The organism is Curtobacterium sp. BRD11 (genome assembly GCF_031844345.1).
Lineage (GTDB): Bacteria > Actinomycetota > Actinomycetes > Actinomycetales > Microbacteriaceae > Curtobacterium.
Genome location: NZ_JAUZUZ010000001.1, coordinates 578,700 through 594,872 on the forward strand (window position 1 = coordinate 578,700; position 16,173 = coordinate 594,872).

The following is a 16,173-nucleotide window of genomic DNA, read 5'->3' on the forward strand; positions in this document are numbered from 1 at the left end:
GCACGCCTCGTCAGGGAGACTCATGCACACCGCACACCGCCCGTCACACCTCCGTGCGAAGCGCGTCGTCGACGTCGTGCTCGCACTGGTCCTCATCGTGCTCACCGCCCCGCTGATGGTGACCGTGGCCGTCCTGGTCGCCGTTCGTCTGGGTCGCCCGGTCATCTTCCGTCAGTGTCGCCCTGGGCGAGGAGGCCGCCCCTTCGAGGTGCTGAAGTTCCGTTCGATGCTCGAGCCCGACCCCGCGTGTGGCCTCGTCTCGGACGCCGACCGCCTCACCGGCTTCGGGATCGCCCTGCGCTCGACCAGCCTCGACGAGCTCCCGAGCCTCGTCAACATCCTCCGCGGGGAGATGAGCTTCGTCGGCCCCCGGCCCCTGATGTCCGACCAGATCGCAGCCACGCCCGACGAGGAGCGACGACGGCACGCGGTGCGACCGGGGCTCACCGGTCTCGCTCAGGTCAGCGGTCGGAACAACCTGTCCAAGCGTGAGCGCCTCCGCCTCGACCTCGAGTACGTCGAGCGGCGGTCCGCTCTGCTCGATGTGCAGATCCTCTTCCGGACCCTGGTCGTGGTCCTGCGCCGAGACGGGGTCACCGCTCCCGGTTACGTGAGCGGGATCGAGCAGCGAGTGAGTACCGATCGCATCCCGACGGCTGCGTGACGAGCGTGGGCGGCAGGTGCGCGGCCCGACCCGTGTCGACCGAGCGTCAACTCGAGTCCGCTCCGCGGGGGAGCGGTGGAGTGCAGCATGCGCCGAGCAGGCTCCGCCCGCCACGGCAGGGCGGGAGGCTCACGCAACTCCTGGTCGTCACGGCACCGACCATCGTCGGTCGCGCCGGCAACTTCCTCGCACTGGTGGTCCTCGGCACACTCGTCACCGCGGAGGAGTACGGCCAGCTGGTCGTCCTGCAGACGGTGCTCCTCGGCATCAGCAGCATCCTCGTCTCGTCGTCGTCGCTCTCGCTGAACGCGGCAACGGCGCGGATCCGTGGCGTGCGAGACCTCCCCGTGACCGCGCTCTACCGGGCGGCACTCCGGGGTCGGCGACGAGTGATCGTGACGGTCAGCCTCGCTGCTGCCGTCCTCGTGCCGATCGGTCACGGCGTCCTCGGCGGTGCGGTGCCGTCGATCCCCGGATCAGTCGCGGTGGCGGCGGTCTCCGCGACGAGTGGGTTCCTGCTGATGGGTGACGCGGTCGTCGCCGTCGTCACAGGGAGTGGACGGTACGTCGTGGGATCGTGCGTCGAGGCCGGTCGCGCAGTCGCCGGCGGTGTCGGAACGCTCATCGGTACCGTCACGCTCGGTCCGGTCGCGGGTGTCGCTGGGATGATCCTCCCCGACGCACTGCTCGTGGGTGTCATCCTCCTGGTCGGGCTCCGCCGGCGTCACCCCGGCGTGCCGGACCTGCGGACAGGATCTGCGAACGAAGGCACCGGCGCAGGAGTGCTGTCGAACGCACTGGGGCAGGTGACCCAGTGGCTCCTGCTCTTCGGGGTGCAGGCCACGGGAGGACCAGCAGCGGTCGGCGTGTACGGAGCAGCCAACCGTTTCGCGTCCCTCGTGACGATCTTGCCACTCTCCTTCGGCAAGACCGTCCTCGGGCAGCTCGCTGGTGACGAAGGTGGCCACAGCCGCTGGACGTCACGGGCGTTCATGATCGTGCTCTCCGTGCTGTCCCTCGCGACCGCCGTACTGGCCTTCGCGATCCTGCTCGTCGGCTTCCCTGCGCTCGCCCAGGTCTACGAGCACCTCGAGCGCATCACCGCCCTCCTCCTGGCCGCCTCGGTGCTCCGCGCGCTCCTCATGGGGGCCGGGTACATCTGCGTCGCCCGGCGTCGCTGGACGACCTGGGTCCTCGCGGACCTGACGTCCATGGCGGTCACGGTGATCGGTCTCGTGGTCGTGTGGACGCTGGGCGCCGACCTCGGCTCCGTCATCGTGGTCTACGGGCTCGCCAACGCGGCTGGACTCGCGGTGCGGATCGTCGGGAGCAGCAATCGACGGAGATCATGACAACTGATATTCTGTACACATGATCTGCTACCTCGTCCAGGCGCATCACCAGCCCGAGCACCACCGGCGGCTCGTCGAGACGCTGACGGCCGACGGTGACGTCGTCCTGACGCACGTCGACGCGAAAGCAGACCAGGCGGCCTTCACGACGGGCGAGGGGTCAGCGTTCACCGAGACGCGAACGGCCGTCTCCTGGCGCGGATTCAGTCAGATCACAGCGACGCTGACACTGCTCGAGGAGGGGCGGCGGCGCCATCCGGAAGCCACGCACTACTGGTTCATCAGCGGTGACAGCTACCCGCTCCGTTCGCCGCGCAGGTTGCGCGAGATGGTCGAGGAGCACCCGGACCGGCAGTGGATCAACCTCCTCCCGTTCCCCGCGCCGGAGATGGGGAAGCCGGAGTCACGCCTGTCCGGCTTGTGGATCGAGCACGATCCACGACGACGCAAGGTCCTGTCGCTCGCCCTGCGACTGCTCTTCAGGACCGTCCGGCTGCCGTACCGCGACGCGCTCGGCGGTCTGCGACCGTTGTGCGGCAGTCAGTGGTTCACGCTGACCGCGCCGGCGGTGGACGCTGTCCTCGAGCAGGCACGGATGAGAACCTCCTTCCGACGTCTCTGCAGGCGGACCAACTGCCCGGACGAGCACTTCTTCCACACCCTGCTCGGCGCGACCGAGTACGTCGCACGAACCGCCCCCGCGGGCATGTACGCCGATTTCGAATCGCCCTCGGGTCCGTGGCCGAACGTGGTCACGGCCGATCACCTCCGACGCCTGCGCGACCAGGATCCCGGCGACGTCCGGGAGCGGTACGGATCCGGCGGGTACTACTTCGCAAGGAAGTTCACGGACGAGAACAGCGAACTCCTCACCGCTGCGGTGCGGCAGCAACTGTGGCCGCAGCCGATCCTGGACGCGCAGCGGAACCCGGCGGTCGATCGGCACCTCGGGCTCGAACAGACCTCGCCGACGCACTCGAGAGCGTAGGTCTCCGGGCCACCGACATCGCCGTCCCGCTCCGTACCCGTACCCGTACCCGTACGTCATCACACGGTTCGATGGTGCCGCCCTGCAGACCGATGCGTTCTGACAGGGCGGCTGCGCGCCGATGCAGGCTGCCGACCGGCGTGGCGCTCGCTCGGGTCTTCGCCCAGCGATGAGCACTGCGAGATCCCTCCGCTCAGCAGAGCGAGCATCGGTCAGCGTGGACCTCACGCCGTCCGGCACCGGGCTTCATGCATGACGACCGTGGTGGGGCATCGTCATCCCTCGGCGAGACTCATCGACCTCCGGATGACGTAGCTCAGCTCGCAGCCGGGTGAGGAACCCCTCGCCGGAAGATGCGCGACACGGCGAGCACCACGAGGGCGGGGGCGGCGAAGTAGAGGAAGTTCTGGACGATGGAGTAGGACCCGACGCAGCCGGCTTGCGTCACCCAGAACGCGACGATCGCAGCGGCGAAGGCGGCTGGGAACGAACGCGCGCGGAGACGACCGATGTCTGCGAACGAGATCAGCATGCCCGCAACGACACCGACGAGGACGATCCCCGGCCACCCGAAGGACAGGAACGACTCGAACCAGACGGGGACGAGCTGGTCCTTCCCGATGTAGCTGTGGTACACCGCGTGGTTGTACAACGCGACGCCGGACTGCTCTCGCCATGCGTCGGGATAGCTCGGGAGCGGGCTCAGCAACGAGTTGATGAAGGACGCACCCCCGAACGCGTCGGTTGCGGCAGCCCACGGCAGGGCGCCGGCGAGCTGCATCGGGCTCGCCGCGTAGACGAGGACCGACTGCAGCGCTGGGACGACTCCGATCTCGGGCGCATCCAACCCCGTTCGCTCCAGGGCGAGCGTCGAACGGAAGGTCCCGACGAAGAAGAAGAACAGCCCGATCGCGACCAGCACCAGGGCGAGTGGACCGAGACGCAGTGCGCGACGAGATCGGTCCGTCGCCGCAAGAGCAGGCGCGAGGCACGCGAAGAGGATCGCAGCCCGGTTCAACCCGAACGAGCCCAGGGCGAAGACCGCAGCGATCGCGAGCGGCGGGATCATCCTCCGCCACCCGGAACCAGCGCGGTACCGATCCCGGAGCACCATCGCGACCCCGACGACCAGGAGTGGTCGGAGCGACGCACTCACGAACACCAGCGGGCCGTTCTCGAGCGGTCGCTCGAAGAAGTCGCCGGTGACGAAGTCCAGGACCGCGTCGATCGACGGGAAGCGCATGACCGTCCCGACGAGCCCGAGCACGACGAGGACGGAAGCCGGGACCGGACCGGTGACGAGCGGTTGGGGGACCAGACTCCTCGACGAGGACGACGCCGAGCGGTCAGAGGACGACCGAGAACGCGCACCGGCGACCGCGCACAGTCCTCGCGTCGTCACGACGAACGCCGCGAAGAGCACGCCGAGCCACAACACCGTCGTCGCGTCGCCGACTGATCCGGGGCGCCAGAAGAAGTTGGAACCGGATCCGAACCACTGGATGATCGTGGGCGCCACGCATCCCCGGAGGACTTCCCATCCGAGGAACAGCGTGAGGCTGTCCACGCGGAGCCCGTTGGCCATCGCCCTCGAGAGTGCCATCCCGAGGATGAGAACCAGGCACTCCACGAGCACCGGGAGGACGAATCCACCGAACGGCCCCCCTCGGAGGACCGCGTGGGCGAGGGAGAGGACCGTCGCCGGGAGTGCCGCGCCGAGCAGTGCCCGGTGGACGGTTCGGCGAGTCGCATCAGCCGTGCGGAGCTCCGCTTCGGCGTTGCTGCTGCCCGTCTCCAAGGTCACATCCCGAGCGGTCATGTCCACCACCGCCGGGTGTACGGGGCTGCGATGGCACGAGGGCCCGAGCGGCCAGGCACGGTGGAGGACTCCAGGTCGGAGCGTGCGTGCACACCAGCCCAGGAAGATCGGTACGGCACGAGCGGCTCCCGGTTCGAGTACGGCTGGTCAACATACAGAATGTTAGCATATCTCCCTCGAGGGCGATCGGAGAGCGCGCGGCGGGGCTCGCTTCGGCCTCCGCCGGTGGCTCTGCCAGGATGACGGCATGCGCGCAGTCCGGTACGACCGCTTCGGTTCCATGCCCGTCATCGTCGAGCTCCCGACGCCGGAGGCCCCCGTCGACGGCGTCGTCGTCACCGTCCGTGCGACCGGGGTGTGCCGGAGCGACTGGCACGCGTGGAAGGGCCACGACGACTCGGTGTCGTTGCCGCACGTGCCGGGCCACGAGTTCTCGGGGACCGTGTCGGCCGTCGGCGACGACGTCACCGGCTTCGCCGTCGGCGACCGGGTGACCGCGCCGTTCGTCTTCGCCTGCGGTACGTGCGAGCAGTGCCGCGAGGGTGCCACGCAGGTGTGCACCCGGCAGCAGCAGCCCGGGTTCACGCTGCCGGGCTCGTACGCCGAGGCGGTGGTGGTGCCGCACGCCGACGTGAACCTCGTGGCGCTGCCCGACGAGGTCGGCTTCGCCGAGGCGGCGGGGCTCGGCTGCCGGTTCGGTACCGCGTACCACGCGCTGCACGCACGGGGGCGGGTCGCCGCAGGGGAGTGGGTCGCCGTCTTCGGCTGCGGCGGTGTCGGACTGTCCACCGTGCTGGTCGCCGTGGCAGCGGGCGCACGTGTGATCGCCGTCGACGTCTCGCCGGCAGCGCTCGAGCGGGCGGCGGCACTCGGCGCGACCACGCTGCCGATGGGCGAGGACGTGGCGGCGACGGTGCACGGTGTGACCGGAGGGGGCGCACACGTGTCGGTGGACGCCTACGGCAGCCGGGCGACCTCGCTCGCCGCGGTGGGCTCGCTCCGTCCGCGCGGTCGGCACGTGCAGGTCGGTCTGTTGCTCGACGACGAGGCCGTGCCGGTCATCCCGATGGGCAGGGTCATCGCCGACGAGCTCGAGATGCTCGGGAGTCACGGGATCGCAGTGGGGGAGTACGCCGTGATGCTCGACGACGTGGTCGCCGGTCGGCTCCGTCCCGCCGAGTCGATCGGACGGACGATCGGGTTCGGCGACCTGCCCGATGCGCTCGAGGCGATGGACCGGCCGGCGCCCGGGTCGGGGATGACCGTCGCGGTGTTCTGAGACGCCGCCGTCCCGGTCGTCCGCGACCTGCGGACAGCCGGTGTGTCATCTGACATACTGCGGAGATGACGTGGGGAAGCGGAGCGGGCGTCGAGCTCGCGGAGCTCGCAGTGATCGACGACTGTCGGCTGACGGTGCCACCGGGCGTCGACCGGGCGGACGGAGTCGTCCGCTCCTTCGTGGCGCGGATCCCACCGGGGGCGTCGACGGGGTGGCACCGGCACGACGCCTGGCAGACGGGGATCGTCGCCCGGGGGCGACTGCGACACCGGACGGCCGACGTCGTGCAGTACCACGAACCCGGTCAGGTGCTCGTCGAGGCACCCTTCGTCGACCACGAGGCGACGAACGTGTCCGACGAGGAACTGGTGCTCGTGTTCGTCGCGGCGCAGGTCGACGACTGCCCGCTGGTCACGCCGAGACCCGCGCCCTGACGCAGGGCGGGGCGATCAGGGGAGTCGCACAGACGGGAGTCCGACCGTCTCGAGTCAGCTGAGTTGACATAATATGCATTATCGGCGCTCAGCGCTGAACAGCTAGACAGCCGGTGAACTCGCGTCCACGCACCGTTCTCGTCGCACGACGCGCCGCCGTTCGTCCGCCGTGGGTGCACGACATGCCGCTCACGATCGACGTGAACGGCATGTCGTGCGACCTGGGCGTCGTGACCGGCGGCGCATCGTGGCCGGCTCCGCGGTGGCGTTGCGGGTCCGACGGACCTGCGCGGTCGGCGGCGACGGCCGGGTCGTCAGTGCTCGGGCGTCTCGTCGCCGGTGGGCACGTCGTCGGCGTCGATCTCGAGGGCGGCCTGCTCGCTGCCGTCCTCCTCGACCTCGGAACGGTCGGTGTCCGGCTGCTCCGGCTGCTCGGCCTGGGTGGTCTCTTCTGCGGGGTCCGGCTGGCTGTACGTCATGGCGGGGACGCTACTCGGCACGGCCTGTGTCGGTCCGGGCGGTGCGGTCGTCGACGGTGACCGGACAGACGGACGGGAGGCGCGCGGCGGTGCCGCCACGCGCCTCCCGTCCGGTGGTGCTACTGGTTCTGCAGCATCTGCGTCGCCAGCACGGCGCCGAAGATCATGAAGATGATCGCGATGACGATGCCGATGACGCTCAGGACGATGCCGGCGAGGACCATGCCGCGGTTCAGGCCCCGGCGGCGCGCGACGAACCCGAGGATCAGGCCGACGATGCCGGCGATCAGACCGATGATCGAGAACAGGAAGCCGAAGACGACGGCGACGATGCCGAGCACCAGCGACCCGATGGCGAGGCCGTTGCCGCCGTTCGTCGCGGGAGCCGCGCCGGGCGTGTTCGGTGCCGGCGGGAAACCGTTCGTGGACATGGGAGCTCCTCGTGTCAGGGCCGCTGGCACGGGTTGCGTGCGGCCGTCAGCGCACACGGTAGGCGCTTCCTGCGAAGTGCGTTCACATCAGCTGTACGCACCCGGTGCTGCCGGATCAGACGGCACGGTGCTGCCGGACCAGGTCCGGGAGCTCCGCCGGCTCGAAGGGCTCGTCGGTGGCGTCGAGCTCCTCGGCGGTCCACCACCGCGAAGCGAGGATGTCGACGCGCTCGTCGTCGGTCCACTCGGCGTCGGACAGCTCGAACCCTGGCGTCCGGACGACGTAGAACTCGCTGTGGCCGCGGTCGTGGTCGGCCAGGTCCCACTCGACCGTGAAGTCCCAGCTCCACACGGGGTCGCCCGGATCGTCGACGATGACGCCGGTCTCCTCACGGAGCTCGCGGACGGCGGCGTCGCGGTGCGACTCCCCCGGGTCCACGCCGCCACCGGGGGTGATCCACCGGTGCGCGTGGTCGGACGACGGCGACCGCGTGTCCATGAGGAACACGCGGCCGTCCGGGTCGAGCAGGAGGATGCGGGAGGTCAGACGGAGGCCGGGCTTCGCTGTCATCCGCCCGAGGCTACCCGTCGCGCCGTCCCCCGCCCCGTGTCAGGCCGTGAAGCCGCTCGTGTCACCGACCAGCTTCGTGTGGTCGGCCGGGATCGGCTCGACGGCGGCCAGGGCGATCTCGGCCGCGAACTCGGACACGCTGTAGAGCTTCCCGACCTCCTGGCGCCGACCCTCGATCGCACCGGGGTTCAGGCGGTTGAGCAGCGTCGCCGTGATGGTGCCCTCGATCATGTCGCCGGAGACGGTCACGAACTCGATGCCGGCGGCCTCGAGCTGCGGGATGAGCTCGCGCAGCGCGAGTTCGCCGGCACGCTTGCTCTTGGCGACGGGGACGTACTCGTCCATCGTCTCGGCGGTCTCGACGAAGTGGGCCTGGTGGCTCGTCACGAAGACGACACGCGAGCCGGCCGGCATGTGCGGCACGGCGGTCTGCAGCATGTCGACCTGTGCGTCGCGGTTCAGGCGGAGTGCGTAGTCCTCCCCCAGGTCGGCCTCCATGCCGCCGGAGGCGTTGAGCACGAGCAGGTCGATCCCGCCCCACTCGGCCACGACGCGGTCGACCATCGCCTGGACGGAGTCGTGGTCGGTCAGGTCGGCAGCCACGGCGATCGCGGAACCGCCGGCAGCGACGACCTTCTCGACGATCTGCTCGGCGCGCCGGGCCTTGTTGCGGTAGTTCACGACGACCTTCGCGCCGGCCTCGGCCAGGTAGCCGACGGTGTCGGCGCCGATACCGCGCGACGACCCCGTGACGAGGGCGCGCTTGTCGGCGAGGGATCCGGGGGCGAGGGGGTTCGTCACAGGCGTGTTCTCCAGGTCGCTGCTGTGGCCGGTCGGCCGCCGACGAGCCTACCAACCACGCGGCCCGCGCCGGGCGAGCGTCAGTCGCACCCGCGCGGACCCGAGCGTGACTTGATATGTTGAACGGAGTTGGACCGGCCGTCGCGACGCTGCACGCCGGAGCGCGCGATGCAAGGGAGGGAGATCGCGTGAACATCGACTGGATCCAGACCGTCGTCTGGATCGGACTGACACTGCTGCTGGGCGTGGTCGAGATCTTCACGCTCGACTTCATCTTCCTGATGCTCGCCGCGGGCGCGGCCGGGGGTCTGATCGCAGCGCTGGTCGGCGCGCCGTGGTGGCTCTCCGCGATCATCGCGGCCGTCGTCGCACTCGTGCTGCTCTCGCTCGTCCGCCCCCGGCTGCTCGTGGCGCTCGGCCGGAACGCCGACCCGCACCGCACCAACATCGAGGGGCTGATCGGCCTGCGCGGCACCGTCGCGGTGGCCTTCACGTCGTCGTCCCCCGGGCAGGTCCGTCTCGCGAACGGCGAGACCTGGAGCGCCCGGCTCGCCGCAGGCTCCCCCGACCGCACACCACCGCTCGGCACCCCCGTGGTCGTCGAGTCCATCGAGGGGTCGACCGCGGTCGTCCGCCTCGGAGAAAGGGCCACCTCGTGACCATCTCAGCCGGGACGATCGCCCTGATCGTCCTCGTCCTCGTCGTCGTGATCTTCGTGATCGTCGTCCTGTCCCGCGCGATCCGGATCGTGCCCCAGGCGACGGCCGGGATCGTCGAACGACTCGGCAAGTACCACAAGACGCTCAGCCCCGGACTCAACATCCTGGTGCCGTTCATCGACCGGCTCCGCCCGCTCATCGACATGCGCGAGCAGGTCGTGTCCTTCCCGCCGCAGCCGGTGATCACCGAGGACAACCTGGTGGTCTCGATCGACACCGTCGTCTACTTCCAGGTGACCGACGCACGCGCCGCCACCTACGAGATCGCGAACTACCTGGGTGCGGTCGAGCAGCTCACCACCACGACGCTCCGCAACGTCGTGGGTGGCCTCAACCTCGAAGAGGCACTGACCAGCCGCGACAACATCAACGGCCAGCTCCGGGTCGTCCTCGACGAGGCGACCGGCAAGTGGGGCATCCGGGTCGGTCGTGTCGAGCTCAAGGCGATCGAGCCGCCCGTGTCGATCCAGGACGCCATGGAGCAGCAGCTCCGCGCCGAACGGAGCCGTCGAGCCGCGATCCTGCAGGCCGAGGGCACCAAGCAGTCGGCGATCCTCGAGGCCGAGGGCCAACGGCAGGCCGCGATCCTCGCCGCCGAGGGTGACGCGAAGGCCCAGGTGCTCCGCGCCGAGGGTGAGGCGCAGGCCATCGCGACCGTCTTCGACGCGATCCACACCGGTGACCCGGACGACAAGCTGTTGTCCTACCAGTACCTGCAGACCCTGCCGAAGATCGCCGAGGGCACCGCGAACAAGCTCTGGATGATCCCGAGCGAGTTCACCGAGGCGCTGTCCGGCATCGCCAAGGGCTTCACCGGCGGGCGGACCGGCAGCGGTCCGGTCGCGGGAGCCGGTGGGGGCACGGACTTCCTGTCGCGCATCTCGAAGCTCGCGAACGAGAGCCTGGCGAACACCGCGACCGCGGACGGCGCGGCGGCGGCGAACCCCCGACCGGACGCCACCGCGGCCGACATCGTCCCGGACGCGGCGCTCGACGAGCGGCTCGAGGAGTCGAACCGCAGTGTCGACGCGCGCCTCGCCGCGGCCGACGAGGCCTCGCAGACCGCGCTCGGGGACGACCGCCAGCCGTAGGTCCCGCCGCACACGACGACGCCCGCCCCGGATACCCCGGGGCGGGCGTCGTCGTGTCGGGGGTGGTGCTCAGGCGCCGCGACGTGCACGCAGGAACGCGAGACGCTCCTCCAGGAGCTCCTCGAGTTCCTCGCGCGAGCGACGCTCGAGCAGCATGTCCCAGTGGGTCCTCGGCGCCTTGACGTCCTCGGCAGCGACCTCGACGGGGATCCCGTCGTCGCCGAGCAGCCGTCCTTCGCGCCCCGTCCGGGGTTCCGACCACGTCTGCGGTACGTCCGCCTCGGCGGAGAAGACGACGTCGAACGTCTCCCCCGACTCGGTCTGGTAGACCGCGCGCTTCCGGTCGGAGAGCTCGACGCCCTCCTCGCTCTGGAGACTCTGGCTCCCGAGCCGCATCCCGCGGAGACTCCGATCAGCCATGTGTGTGCTCCTCTCGCTCGTCTGCCCTCCTCAACACTGTCCCACGCGGGATGCATCCCGACTGGGCGCATTCACAGAGCGTTCCCAGTGGGAGGTGGCGGTGTTCAGGAATCGCGGCGGAGCGACCGTGTCGATCGACGGCCCCACGGTGCGCACGCGAGCAGGGCGAGGAGGGCCCCGAGCGACACCAGGAGGGTGACCGACCCGGAGACGATCGTGGCGGGGGTCGTCCCGGTGCCGAGCGGCACGTCCGTGACCATCGAGGTCGCCGTGTACTCGGGGACGCGGTCGATGGTCCGCCCCGACGGGTCGATGACCTGGGACGCACCGACCGTCGAGATGTTGACGAGCGAGCGACCGGTCTCGACCGCCCGGAGCCGGGCGATCTCGAGCTGCTGCAGGTTCTCGTCGGTCCCGGAGAAGTCGGCGTTGTTCGTCTGCGCGAGGATGACCTGCGCTCCCCCGCGAGCCATGTCGGACGTGAGTCCGTCGTCGACGATGTCGAAGCAGACCGCGATCCCCGCCCTGATGCCGGCGACGTCGAGCACGTTCGGCTTGGTGCCCGGCGTGTAGTCGCGCTGCAGCAGTCCGATGAGCGACGGCGCCAGCTTCGAGAAGAACCAGCGGTCGGGCACGTACTCGCCGAAGGGGACCGGACGCTTCTTGTCGTAGGACGACTGCCAGCCGTCGGCGGTCCACACGAACGACGTGTTGTGCAGGACGCCGGACGGTGTCTGCGTGATCGCCCCGGCGACCAGCGGCGCCCCGACCGTGTCGACCACGGAGTCGAGGGCGCCTGCGACGGCCGGGAAGCGCCGCGGGTCGGCCTCGGCGGCAGCCTCGGGCCAGACGACCAGGTCGACGCCACGCGCCTCGACGTCGGTCGCGGCGACCTGCGCGGCCAGGACCTCGCCCGGCTGGGCGCGGTCGAAGTACCCGGCCGGACCGTTGCCCTGCACGGCCTCGACGCGGATGCTGCCGTCGATGCGGATGGGCCAGGCGGGCACGGCCAGGACCACGGCGACCAGGAGCCCGGCGGTGGCCACGCGCGTGGACGCGGCGACGCCCGAGCCGGGTGTGCGAGGCACGACGAGCGCGAGCGACAGCACGACCGCGACGCAGTAGACGACGACGAACGTCACGCCGAGCACGCCCACGTACGCCGCGAGGTGCGTGAAGGGTCCCTGCGACTGGGACAGCCCGACCCGACCCCACGCGAAGCCCTCGTACGGCCAGCTGCCGGAGAACCACTCGCGTCCGGTCCAGAGTCCGGCGACGACGGCCGGGAGGCCCCACACCCGCCAGGCGGTCGACGGCAGGACGCGCGCGACCCAGCGGTACGCGAGGGCGATCGCCACGCTGCCGAGGGCGAAGTACGCGGCCTCGAACAGCGCGAGCGCCAGCCACGGGACCGGCCCGAGGTACCGCCCGGCCCAGGAGATCGCGGGCAGCCAGAAGGCCGCGCCGGCCACGTACCCGAGCCAGGCTGCACGTCGGGCGCGCTGCCCCATCGCGGCGAGCAGCATGCAGGCCATCGCCGGGTAGGCGAGGAACCACCAGCCCGGGGACGGGAACGACAGGGCGAAGAGCAGGCCGCCGACGACCGCGAGCGGGAACGCGAGGCGCAGCGGCAGCGCGGCGAACTCGTCGCGCCGCCCGTCCGGCAGGGTCCCGGTCCCGGTCCGGGACACCGTCGACGCCCGCGAGGCGGCGCGGACGACGCGGCGTCCCGCGGTGGAAGCGCCGGTCTGCGGGCGCGTGGCCGCGTCGGGGACGTGCACCGGGCCTCCCGTCAGACCGTCGCGTAGGCGACGATGCCGCGGCGCACCGCGTCCGTCGCCCGTCGCGCGGTCTGGGCGAGCTCCTCGTCGCCGGCGTTCCGGACCTGGTCCAGCAGGTCGATGACCTGCTTCGACCAGCGCACGAAGTCGCCCGCGGGCATGTCCAGGGTCCGGAGCACGTCGTCGAGCGCGGAGCCGGACGCCCACCGGAACATGCCGACCGACATCGCCGGGGTCGGCGGCTGCGAACCGGCGAGCCGCGCGTCGCGCTCGATGTCGTCGAGCCGCGCCCAGATGGTCAGCGTCTCGTCGAGCGCCGGCCGGAAGGCTCCGCGGGGCAGGGCGTGCTCGGTCCCCGGGGCGTCCTCGCGCCGGGGCTGGTACACGATGGTGGCGGCCATGGCGGCGAGCTGCGCCGGGGTCAGTTCCTTCCAGACGCCGGCCTCGAGGCACTCGGCCACGAGCAGGTCGCGCTCACCGTAGATCCGCTGCAGGCGACGTCCGCCCGCGGCGACGGTCGCTTCGTCGTCCCCGGTGGCGACCAGGTAGCCGAGCTGCAGGAGCACGTCGGTGACCCGGTCGAACGTCGTCGCGACGGCGCCCGTGCGGGAGCGGATCTGCTGGACGAGCTTGTCGTTGGCGCGCTTGAGCTTGTACCAGCGCTCGGCCCAGCGGGCGTGCGCCTCGCGGTCCGGGCACGCGTGGCAGGGGTGGCGCTGCATCTGCCGACGGACCTCGGTGATCGCCGCCTGGCGCTCCTGCCGGGCGCCGTGCGAGGCCTCGCGACCGCCGGGGACGTTCGTGCGCTCGAGGTCCGACAGGCGACGGCGGAGCGCGGCGTACTCGGTGAAGTCGCCGAGGTGGCACTGCATCGCGCGCTGGTAGCCGTCGAGGGACTCCTGCTGCGACCGGACCTTGCGTGCGAGGTCGACGACGGAACGGTCCGCCTGGAACTGCGCGAACGAGGTCTCGAGGACCTCGCGCGTCCGCTGCCGACCGAACTGCTCGATGAGGTTCACGGCCATGTTGTACGTGGGCTTGAACGACGAGTTGAGCGGGTACGTGCGACGGCTCGCCAGCGACGCGACGGCCTGCGGGTCGAGGCCGTCCGACCACTGGATGACCGAGTGGCCCTCGACGTCGATGCCACGGCGTCCGGCGCGACCGGTGAGCTGCGTGTACTCCCCCGGCGTGATCGGCACCCGGGCCTCGCCGTTGAACTTCTCGAGCTTCTCGAGCACGACCGTCCGGGCCGGCATGTTCACGCCGAGCGCCAGGGTCTCGGTCGCGAACACGACCTTGAGGAGCTTGCGCTGGAAGAGGTCCTCGACGACCTCCTTGAACGCGGGCAGCAGGCCGGCGTGGTGTGCGGCCACACCGCGCTCGAGGCCCTCGAGCCACTCCCAGTAGCCGAGCACCGCGAGGTCCTCGTCGAGCAGGGTCCGGCAGTGGTACTCGGCCGTCTCGCGGATCTCGTTGCGCTCGTCGGCGGTCGTCAGCGAGATGCCGGACCGGAGGACCTGACGGACGCCCTGGTCGCAGCCGTTGCGGCTGAACACGAAGAAGATCGCCGGCAGGAGCATCCGCTCGTCGAGCACCTTCGCGATCTGCTCGCGGTACATCTTCTCGGTACGAGGGCCCCGGCGCTCGGGGTAGCCGCCGCGTCCGCGACGACCACGGTGGCCGCCGCCGTGCCGCTCGCTGCGCGAGGCGCCGCCGACGAGTCGGAGCAGCTCCGGGTTCACCCGGTTCGTGGCCGCCGCACCGCTCGAGTCGAACAGGTCGACCATCTTCGAGCCGACGAGCACGTGCTGCTCGAGCGGGACCGGCCGGTCCTCGGACACGATGACGTCGGTGTCGCCGCGGACGGTCTGCAGCCAGTCGCCGAACTCCTCGGCATTGGACACCGTCGCGCTGAGGGAGACGAGCCGGACCTCGGTCGGCAGGTGCAGGATCACCTCTTCCCACACCGCTCCCCGGAACCGGTCCGCCAGGTAGTGGACCTCGTCGAGGACGACCCACGCCAGGTCGTCGAGCAGGTCGGAGTCCGCGTAGATCATGTTGCGGAGCACCTCGGTCGTCATCACCACGACACGGGCCCGCGGGTTGACGTTCGTGTCGCCGGTGAGGAGCCCGACCTCGGACTCGCCGTAGTCGGCCACGAGCTCGTTGTACTTCTGGTTGCTCAGCGCCTTCATCGGCGTCGTGTAGAAGACCTTCGCGGTGGGCTGCCGCATCGCGAGCCAGATCGCGAACTCGGCGACGATCGTCTTGCCGGCACCGGTCGGTGCGGCGACGAGGACGCTCCGGCCCTGGTCGAGTGCGTCGCAGCCGGCGACCTGGAACGGGTCGAGGTCGAAGCGCAGGTCGGAACGGAACAGCTCGAGGTTGCGCGAGCGGTTCCGGACCTTCGCCGCCTGGTAGCGCTCGGCGGCAGTGGGTCCGGCGGTCATCAGCGTGCGTACTCCTCGTCGAGCTTCGCCTGCTGCTTCGCCAGCCTGCGGTCGTGGAGCCAGGTCACGAGACACGCTGCTGCGTAGAGCACCGTCATCGGGATCGCCAGCAGGAACATCGAGATGACGTCGGCCGACGGGGTCACGATCGCGCAGAACACCAGGATGCACACGATCGCGACGCGCCACGACCTGATGATCGAGCTGGCCGACAGCACCCCGACGAAGTTCAGCAGCACGAGGAACACCGGCAGCACGAACGCGATGCCGACGGCGACGATGAGCTTGATGACGAAGTCGTAGTACGCCTTGGCGTCGACGATCGACGTGTCCTGCGCCGACACGAAGCTGCCCAGGATCCCGACGATGTGCGGCAGGACGTACCAGCCGAACCAGCAGCCTGCGAAGAACAGCGGGATCGCGGTGCCCAGGAACCCGAACACGTACTGCTTCTCGCGCCGCACCAGCGCCGGGACGATGAACGCCCAGACCTGGTAGAGCCAGACGGGGCTCGAGATCACGACACCGATCGTGATCGCGATCTGCAGCCGCAGGTCGAACGCGCCGGTGATCTGCGGGAAGTTCAGCTCGGCCGTGTGGCCGCCGACCTCGGCCAACTGGGTGACCGGCTGCCGCAGGGCATCGAGCACGAACGGGGTGAGGAACCACCCGCCGACCGCGCAGAGCGCGACCGCGACGACGGCCTTGAAGAGACGGTTCCGCAGCTCGATCAGGTGCTGCCCGAGCGACATGCGACCCTCGGTGTCCTTCTCCGGACGGCCTGGTCGCCTCGCTCGCCCGCTCGCGGTCGTCGAAGCCATGGCCCGATCCTACGGGACCGGGGCCGACAGTCGGGCCGTCGGCGGCGGACCCACAGGCGGACGACCGAAC

General features: G+C 70.5%; 16 protein-coding genes. 7 read left to right on the forward strand and 9 right to left on the reverse strand.

Features of this window, described 5'->3' with window-relative positions:
• Window positions 1-22 precede the first annotated feature (22 nt).
• The 3 genes from Q9R28_RS02640 to Q9R28_RS02650 all read left to right on the forward strand — a co-directional run bounded on the left by Q9R28_RS02640 (window position 23) and on the right by Q9R28_RS02650 (window position 3,004).
• The gene (locus Q9R28_RS02640; RefSeq protein ID WP_311205412.1) at window positions 23-664 is read left to right on the forward strand and encodes a sugar transferase; all 642 of its coding nucleotides are present in this window, start codon (window positions 23-25) and stop codon (window positions 662-664) included.
• An 80-nt stretch (window positions 665-744) separates the two neighbouring features.
• Complete coding sequence (locus Q9R28_RS02645; RefSeq protein ID WP_311205413.1) at window positions 745-2,016, forward strand: hypothetical protein; 1,272 nt, start codon at window positions 745-747, stop codon at window positions 2,014-2,016.
• 19 nt (window positions 2,017-2,035) lie between these two features.
• A complete protein-coding gene (locus Q9R28_RS02650; RefSeq protein ID WP_311205414.1) occupies window positions 2,036-3,004 on the forward strand; it encodes a beta-1,6-N-acetylglucosaminyltransferase in 969 nt (322 codons plus the stop codon).
• Between the two features lie 316 nt (window positions 3,005-3,320).
• On the opposite strand, the gene Q9R28_RS02655 is transcribed toward Q9R28_RS02650, so the two are convergent.
• On the reverse strand, window positions 3,321-4,607 hold the full coding sequence (locus tag Q9R28_RS02655) for a hypothetical protein (protein ID WP_311205415.1): 1,287 nt from the start codon (window positions 4,605-4,607) through the stop codon (window positions 3,321-3,323).
• 463 nt (window positions 4,608-5,070) lie between these two features.
• Here Q9R28_RS02655 and Q9R28_RS02660 point away from each other — a divergent pair, with 463 nt between their 5' ends.
• Both Q9R28_RS02660 and Q9R28_RS02665 read left to right on the forward strand, forming a co-directional pair.
• On the forward strand, window positions 5,071-6,102 hold the full coding sequence (locus tag Q9R28_RS02660) for an alcohol dehydrogenase catalytic domain-containing protein (RefSeq protein WP_311205416.1): 1,032 nt from the start codon (window positions 5,071-5,073) through the stop codon (window positions 6,100-6,102).
• 65 nt (window positions 6,103-6,167) lie between these two features.
• Window positions 6,168-6,536 carry a cupin domain-containing protein gene (locus Q9R28_RS02665; RefSeq protein ID WP_209682561.1) on the forward strand — a complete coding sequence of 123 codons (369 nt, stop codon included), beginning with the start codon at window positions 6,168-6,170 and terminating at the stop codon, window positions 6,534-6,536.
• Between the two features lie 314 nt (window positions 6,537-6,850).
• Here Q9R28_RS02665 and Q9R28_RS02670 read toward each other — a convergent pair whose 3' ends face one another.
• The 4 genes from Q9R28_RS02670 to Q9R28_RS02685 form a co-directional block, all read right to left on the reverse strand.
• Window positions 6,851-7,015: a hypothetical protein gene (locus Q9R28_RS02670; RefSeq protein ID WP_158407754.1), complete on the reverse strand. Its 165-nt coding sequence runs from the start codon at window positions 7,013-7,015 to the stop codon at window positions 6,851-6,853.
• 119 nt (window positions 7,016-7,134) lie between these two features.
• A complete protein-coding gene (locus tag Q9R28_RS02675) occupies window positions 7,135-7,446 on the reverse strand; it encodes a DUF4190 domain-containing protein (protein WP_066654336.1) in 312 nt (103 codons plus the stop codon).
• 115 nt (window positions 7,447-7,561) lie between these two features.
• Window positions 7,562-8,017 (reverse strand): NUDIX domain-containing protein, encoded by a 456-nt coding sequence (locus Q9R28_RS02680; RefSeq protein WP_311205417.1) that lies wholly within the window; start codon window positions 8,015-8,017, stop codon window positions 7,562-7,564.
• 39 nt (window positions 8,018-8,056) lie between these two features.
• Window positions 8,057-8,818, reverse strand: a complete 762-nt coding sequence (locus Q9R28_RS02685) for an SDR family oxidoreductase (RefSeq protein WP_251155494.1) — start codon at window positions 8,816-8,818, stop codon at window positions 8,057-8,059.
• A 188-nt stretch (window positions 8,819-9,006) separates the two neighbouring features.
• Between Q9R28_RS02685 and Q9R28_RS02690 the strand changes: the two genes are divergently transcribed.
• Entirely contained in the window at window positions 9,007-9,477 is a 471-nt protein-coding gene (locus Q9R28_RS02690) for an NfeD family protein (protein WP_066654342.1), read from the forward strand.
• Complete coding sequence (locus Q9R28_RS02695) at window positions 9,474-10,628, forward strand: SPFH domain-containing protein (RefSeq protein ID WP_066654344.1); 1,155 nt, start codon at window positions 9,474-9,476, stop codon at window positions 10,626-10,628. Before Q9R28_RS02690 ends, Q9R28_RS02695 begins: the two co-directional genes overlap by 4 nt.
• A gap of 69 nt (window positions 10,629-10,697) precedes the next feature.
• On the opposite strand, the gene Q9R28_RS02700 is transcribed toward Q9R28_RS02695, so the two are convergent.
• From Q9R28_RS02700 to tatC, 4 genes are all read right to left on the reverse strand, one after another.
• Window positions 10,698-11,048, reverse strand: a complete 351-nt coding sequence (locus Q9R28_RS02700; RefSeq protein ID WP_058727838.1) for an RNA polymerase-binding protein RbpA — start codon at window positions 11,046-11,048, stop codon at window positions 10,698-10,700.
• A gap of 104 nt (window positions 11,049-11,152) precedes the next feature.
• A complete protein-coding gene (gene lnt / locus Q9R28_RS02705) occupies window positions 11,153-12,829 on the reverse strand; it encodes an apolipoprotein N-acyltransferase (RefSeq protein ID WP_311205418.1) in 1,677 nt (558 codons plus the stop codon).
• Between the two features lie 11 nt (window positions 12,830-12,840).
• Window positions 12,841-15,282 (reverse strand): RNA helicase, encoded by a 2,442-nt coding sequence (locus tag Q9R28_RS02710; protein ID WP_066654346.1) that lies wholly within the window; start codon window positions 15,280-15,282, stop codon window positions 12,841-12,843.
• Window positions 15,282-16,034, reverse strand: a complete 753-nt coding sequence (gene tatC / locus Q9R28_RS02715) for a twin-arginine translocase subunit TatC (RefSeq protein WP_066654351.1) — start codon at window positions 16,032-16,034, stop codon at window positions 15,282-15,284. The genes Q9R28_RS02710 and tatC overlap by 1 nt, the downstream gene beginning before the upstream one ends.
• Window positions 16,035-16,173 lie beyond the last annotated feature (139 nt).

What these genes read in the sequence shown, in the direction of transcription:
- Q9R28_RS02640 (WP_311205412.1), top strand. Translation starts at nt 23, where the DNA reads ATGCACACCGCACACCGCCCGTCACACCTCCGTGCGAAGCGCGTCGTC.
- Q9R28_RS02650 (WP_311205414.1), top strand. Translation starts at nt 2,036, where the DNA reads ATGATCTGCTACCTCGTCCAGGCGCATCACCAGCCCGAGCACCACCGG.
- Q9R28_RS02700 (WP_058727838.1), bottom strand. Translation starts at nt 11,048, where the DNA reads ATGGCTGATCGGAGTCTCCGCGGGATGCGGCTCGGGAGCCAGAGTCTC.
- tatC (WP_066654351.1), bottom strand. Translation starts at nt 16,034, where the DNA reads ATGTCGCTCGGGCAGCACCTGATCGAGCTGCGGAACCGTCTCTTCAAG.
- Q9R28_RS02660 (WP_311205416.1), top strand. Translation starts at nt 5,071, where the DNA reads ATGCGCGCAGTCCGGTACGACCGCTTCGGTTCCATGCCCGTCATCGTC.
- Q9R28_RS02710 (WP_066654346.1), bottom strand. Translation starts at nt 15,282, where the DNA reads ATGACCGCCGGACCCACTGCCGCCGAGCGCTACCAGGCGGCGAAGGTC.
- Q9R28_RS02655 (WP_311205415.1), bottom strand. Translation starts at nt 4,607, where the DNA reads ATGGCACTCTCGAGGGCGATGGCCAACGGGCTCCGCGTGGACAGCCTC.
- Q9R28_RS02665 (WP_209682561.1), top strand. Translation starts at nt 6,168, where the DNA reads ATGACGTGGGGAAGCGGAGCGGGCGTCGAGCTCGCGGAGCTCGCAGTG.
- Q9R28_RS02680 (WP_311205417.1), bottom strand. Translation starts at nt 8,017, where the DNA reads ATGACAGCGAAGCCCGGCCTCCGTCTGACCTCCCGCATCCTCCTGCTC.
- Q9R28_RS02670 (WP_158407754.1), bottom strand. Translation starts at nt 7,015, where the DNA reads ATGACGTACAGCCAGCCGGACCCCGCAGAAGAGACCACCCAGGCCGAG.
- Q9R28_RS02675 (WP_066654336.1), bottom strand. Translation starts at nt 7,446, where the DNA reads ATGTCCACGAACGGTTTCCCGCCGGCACCGAACACGCCCGGCGCGGCT.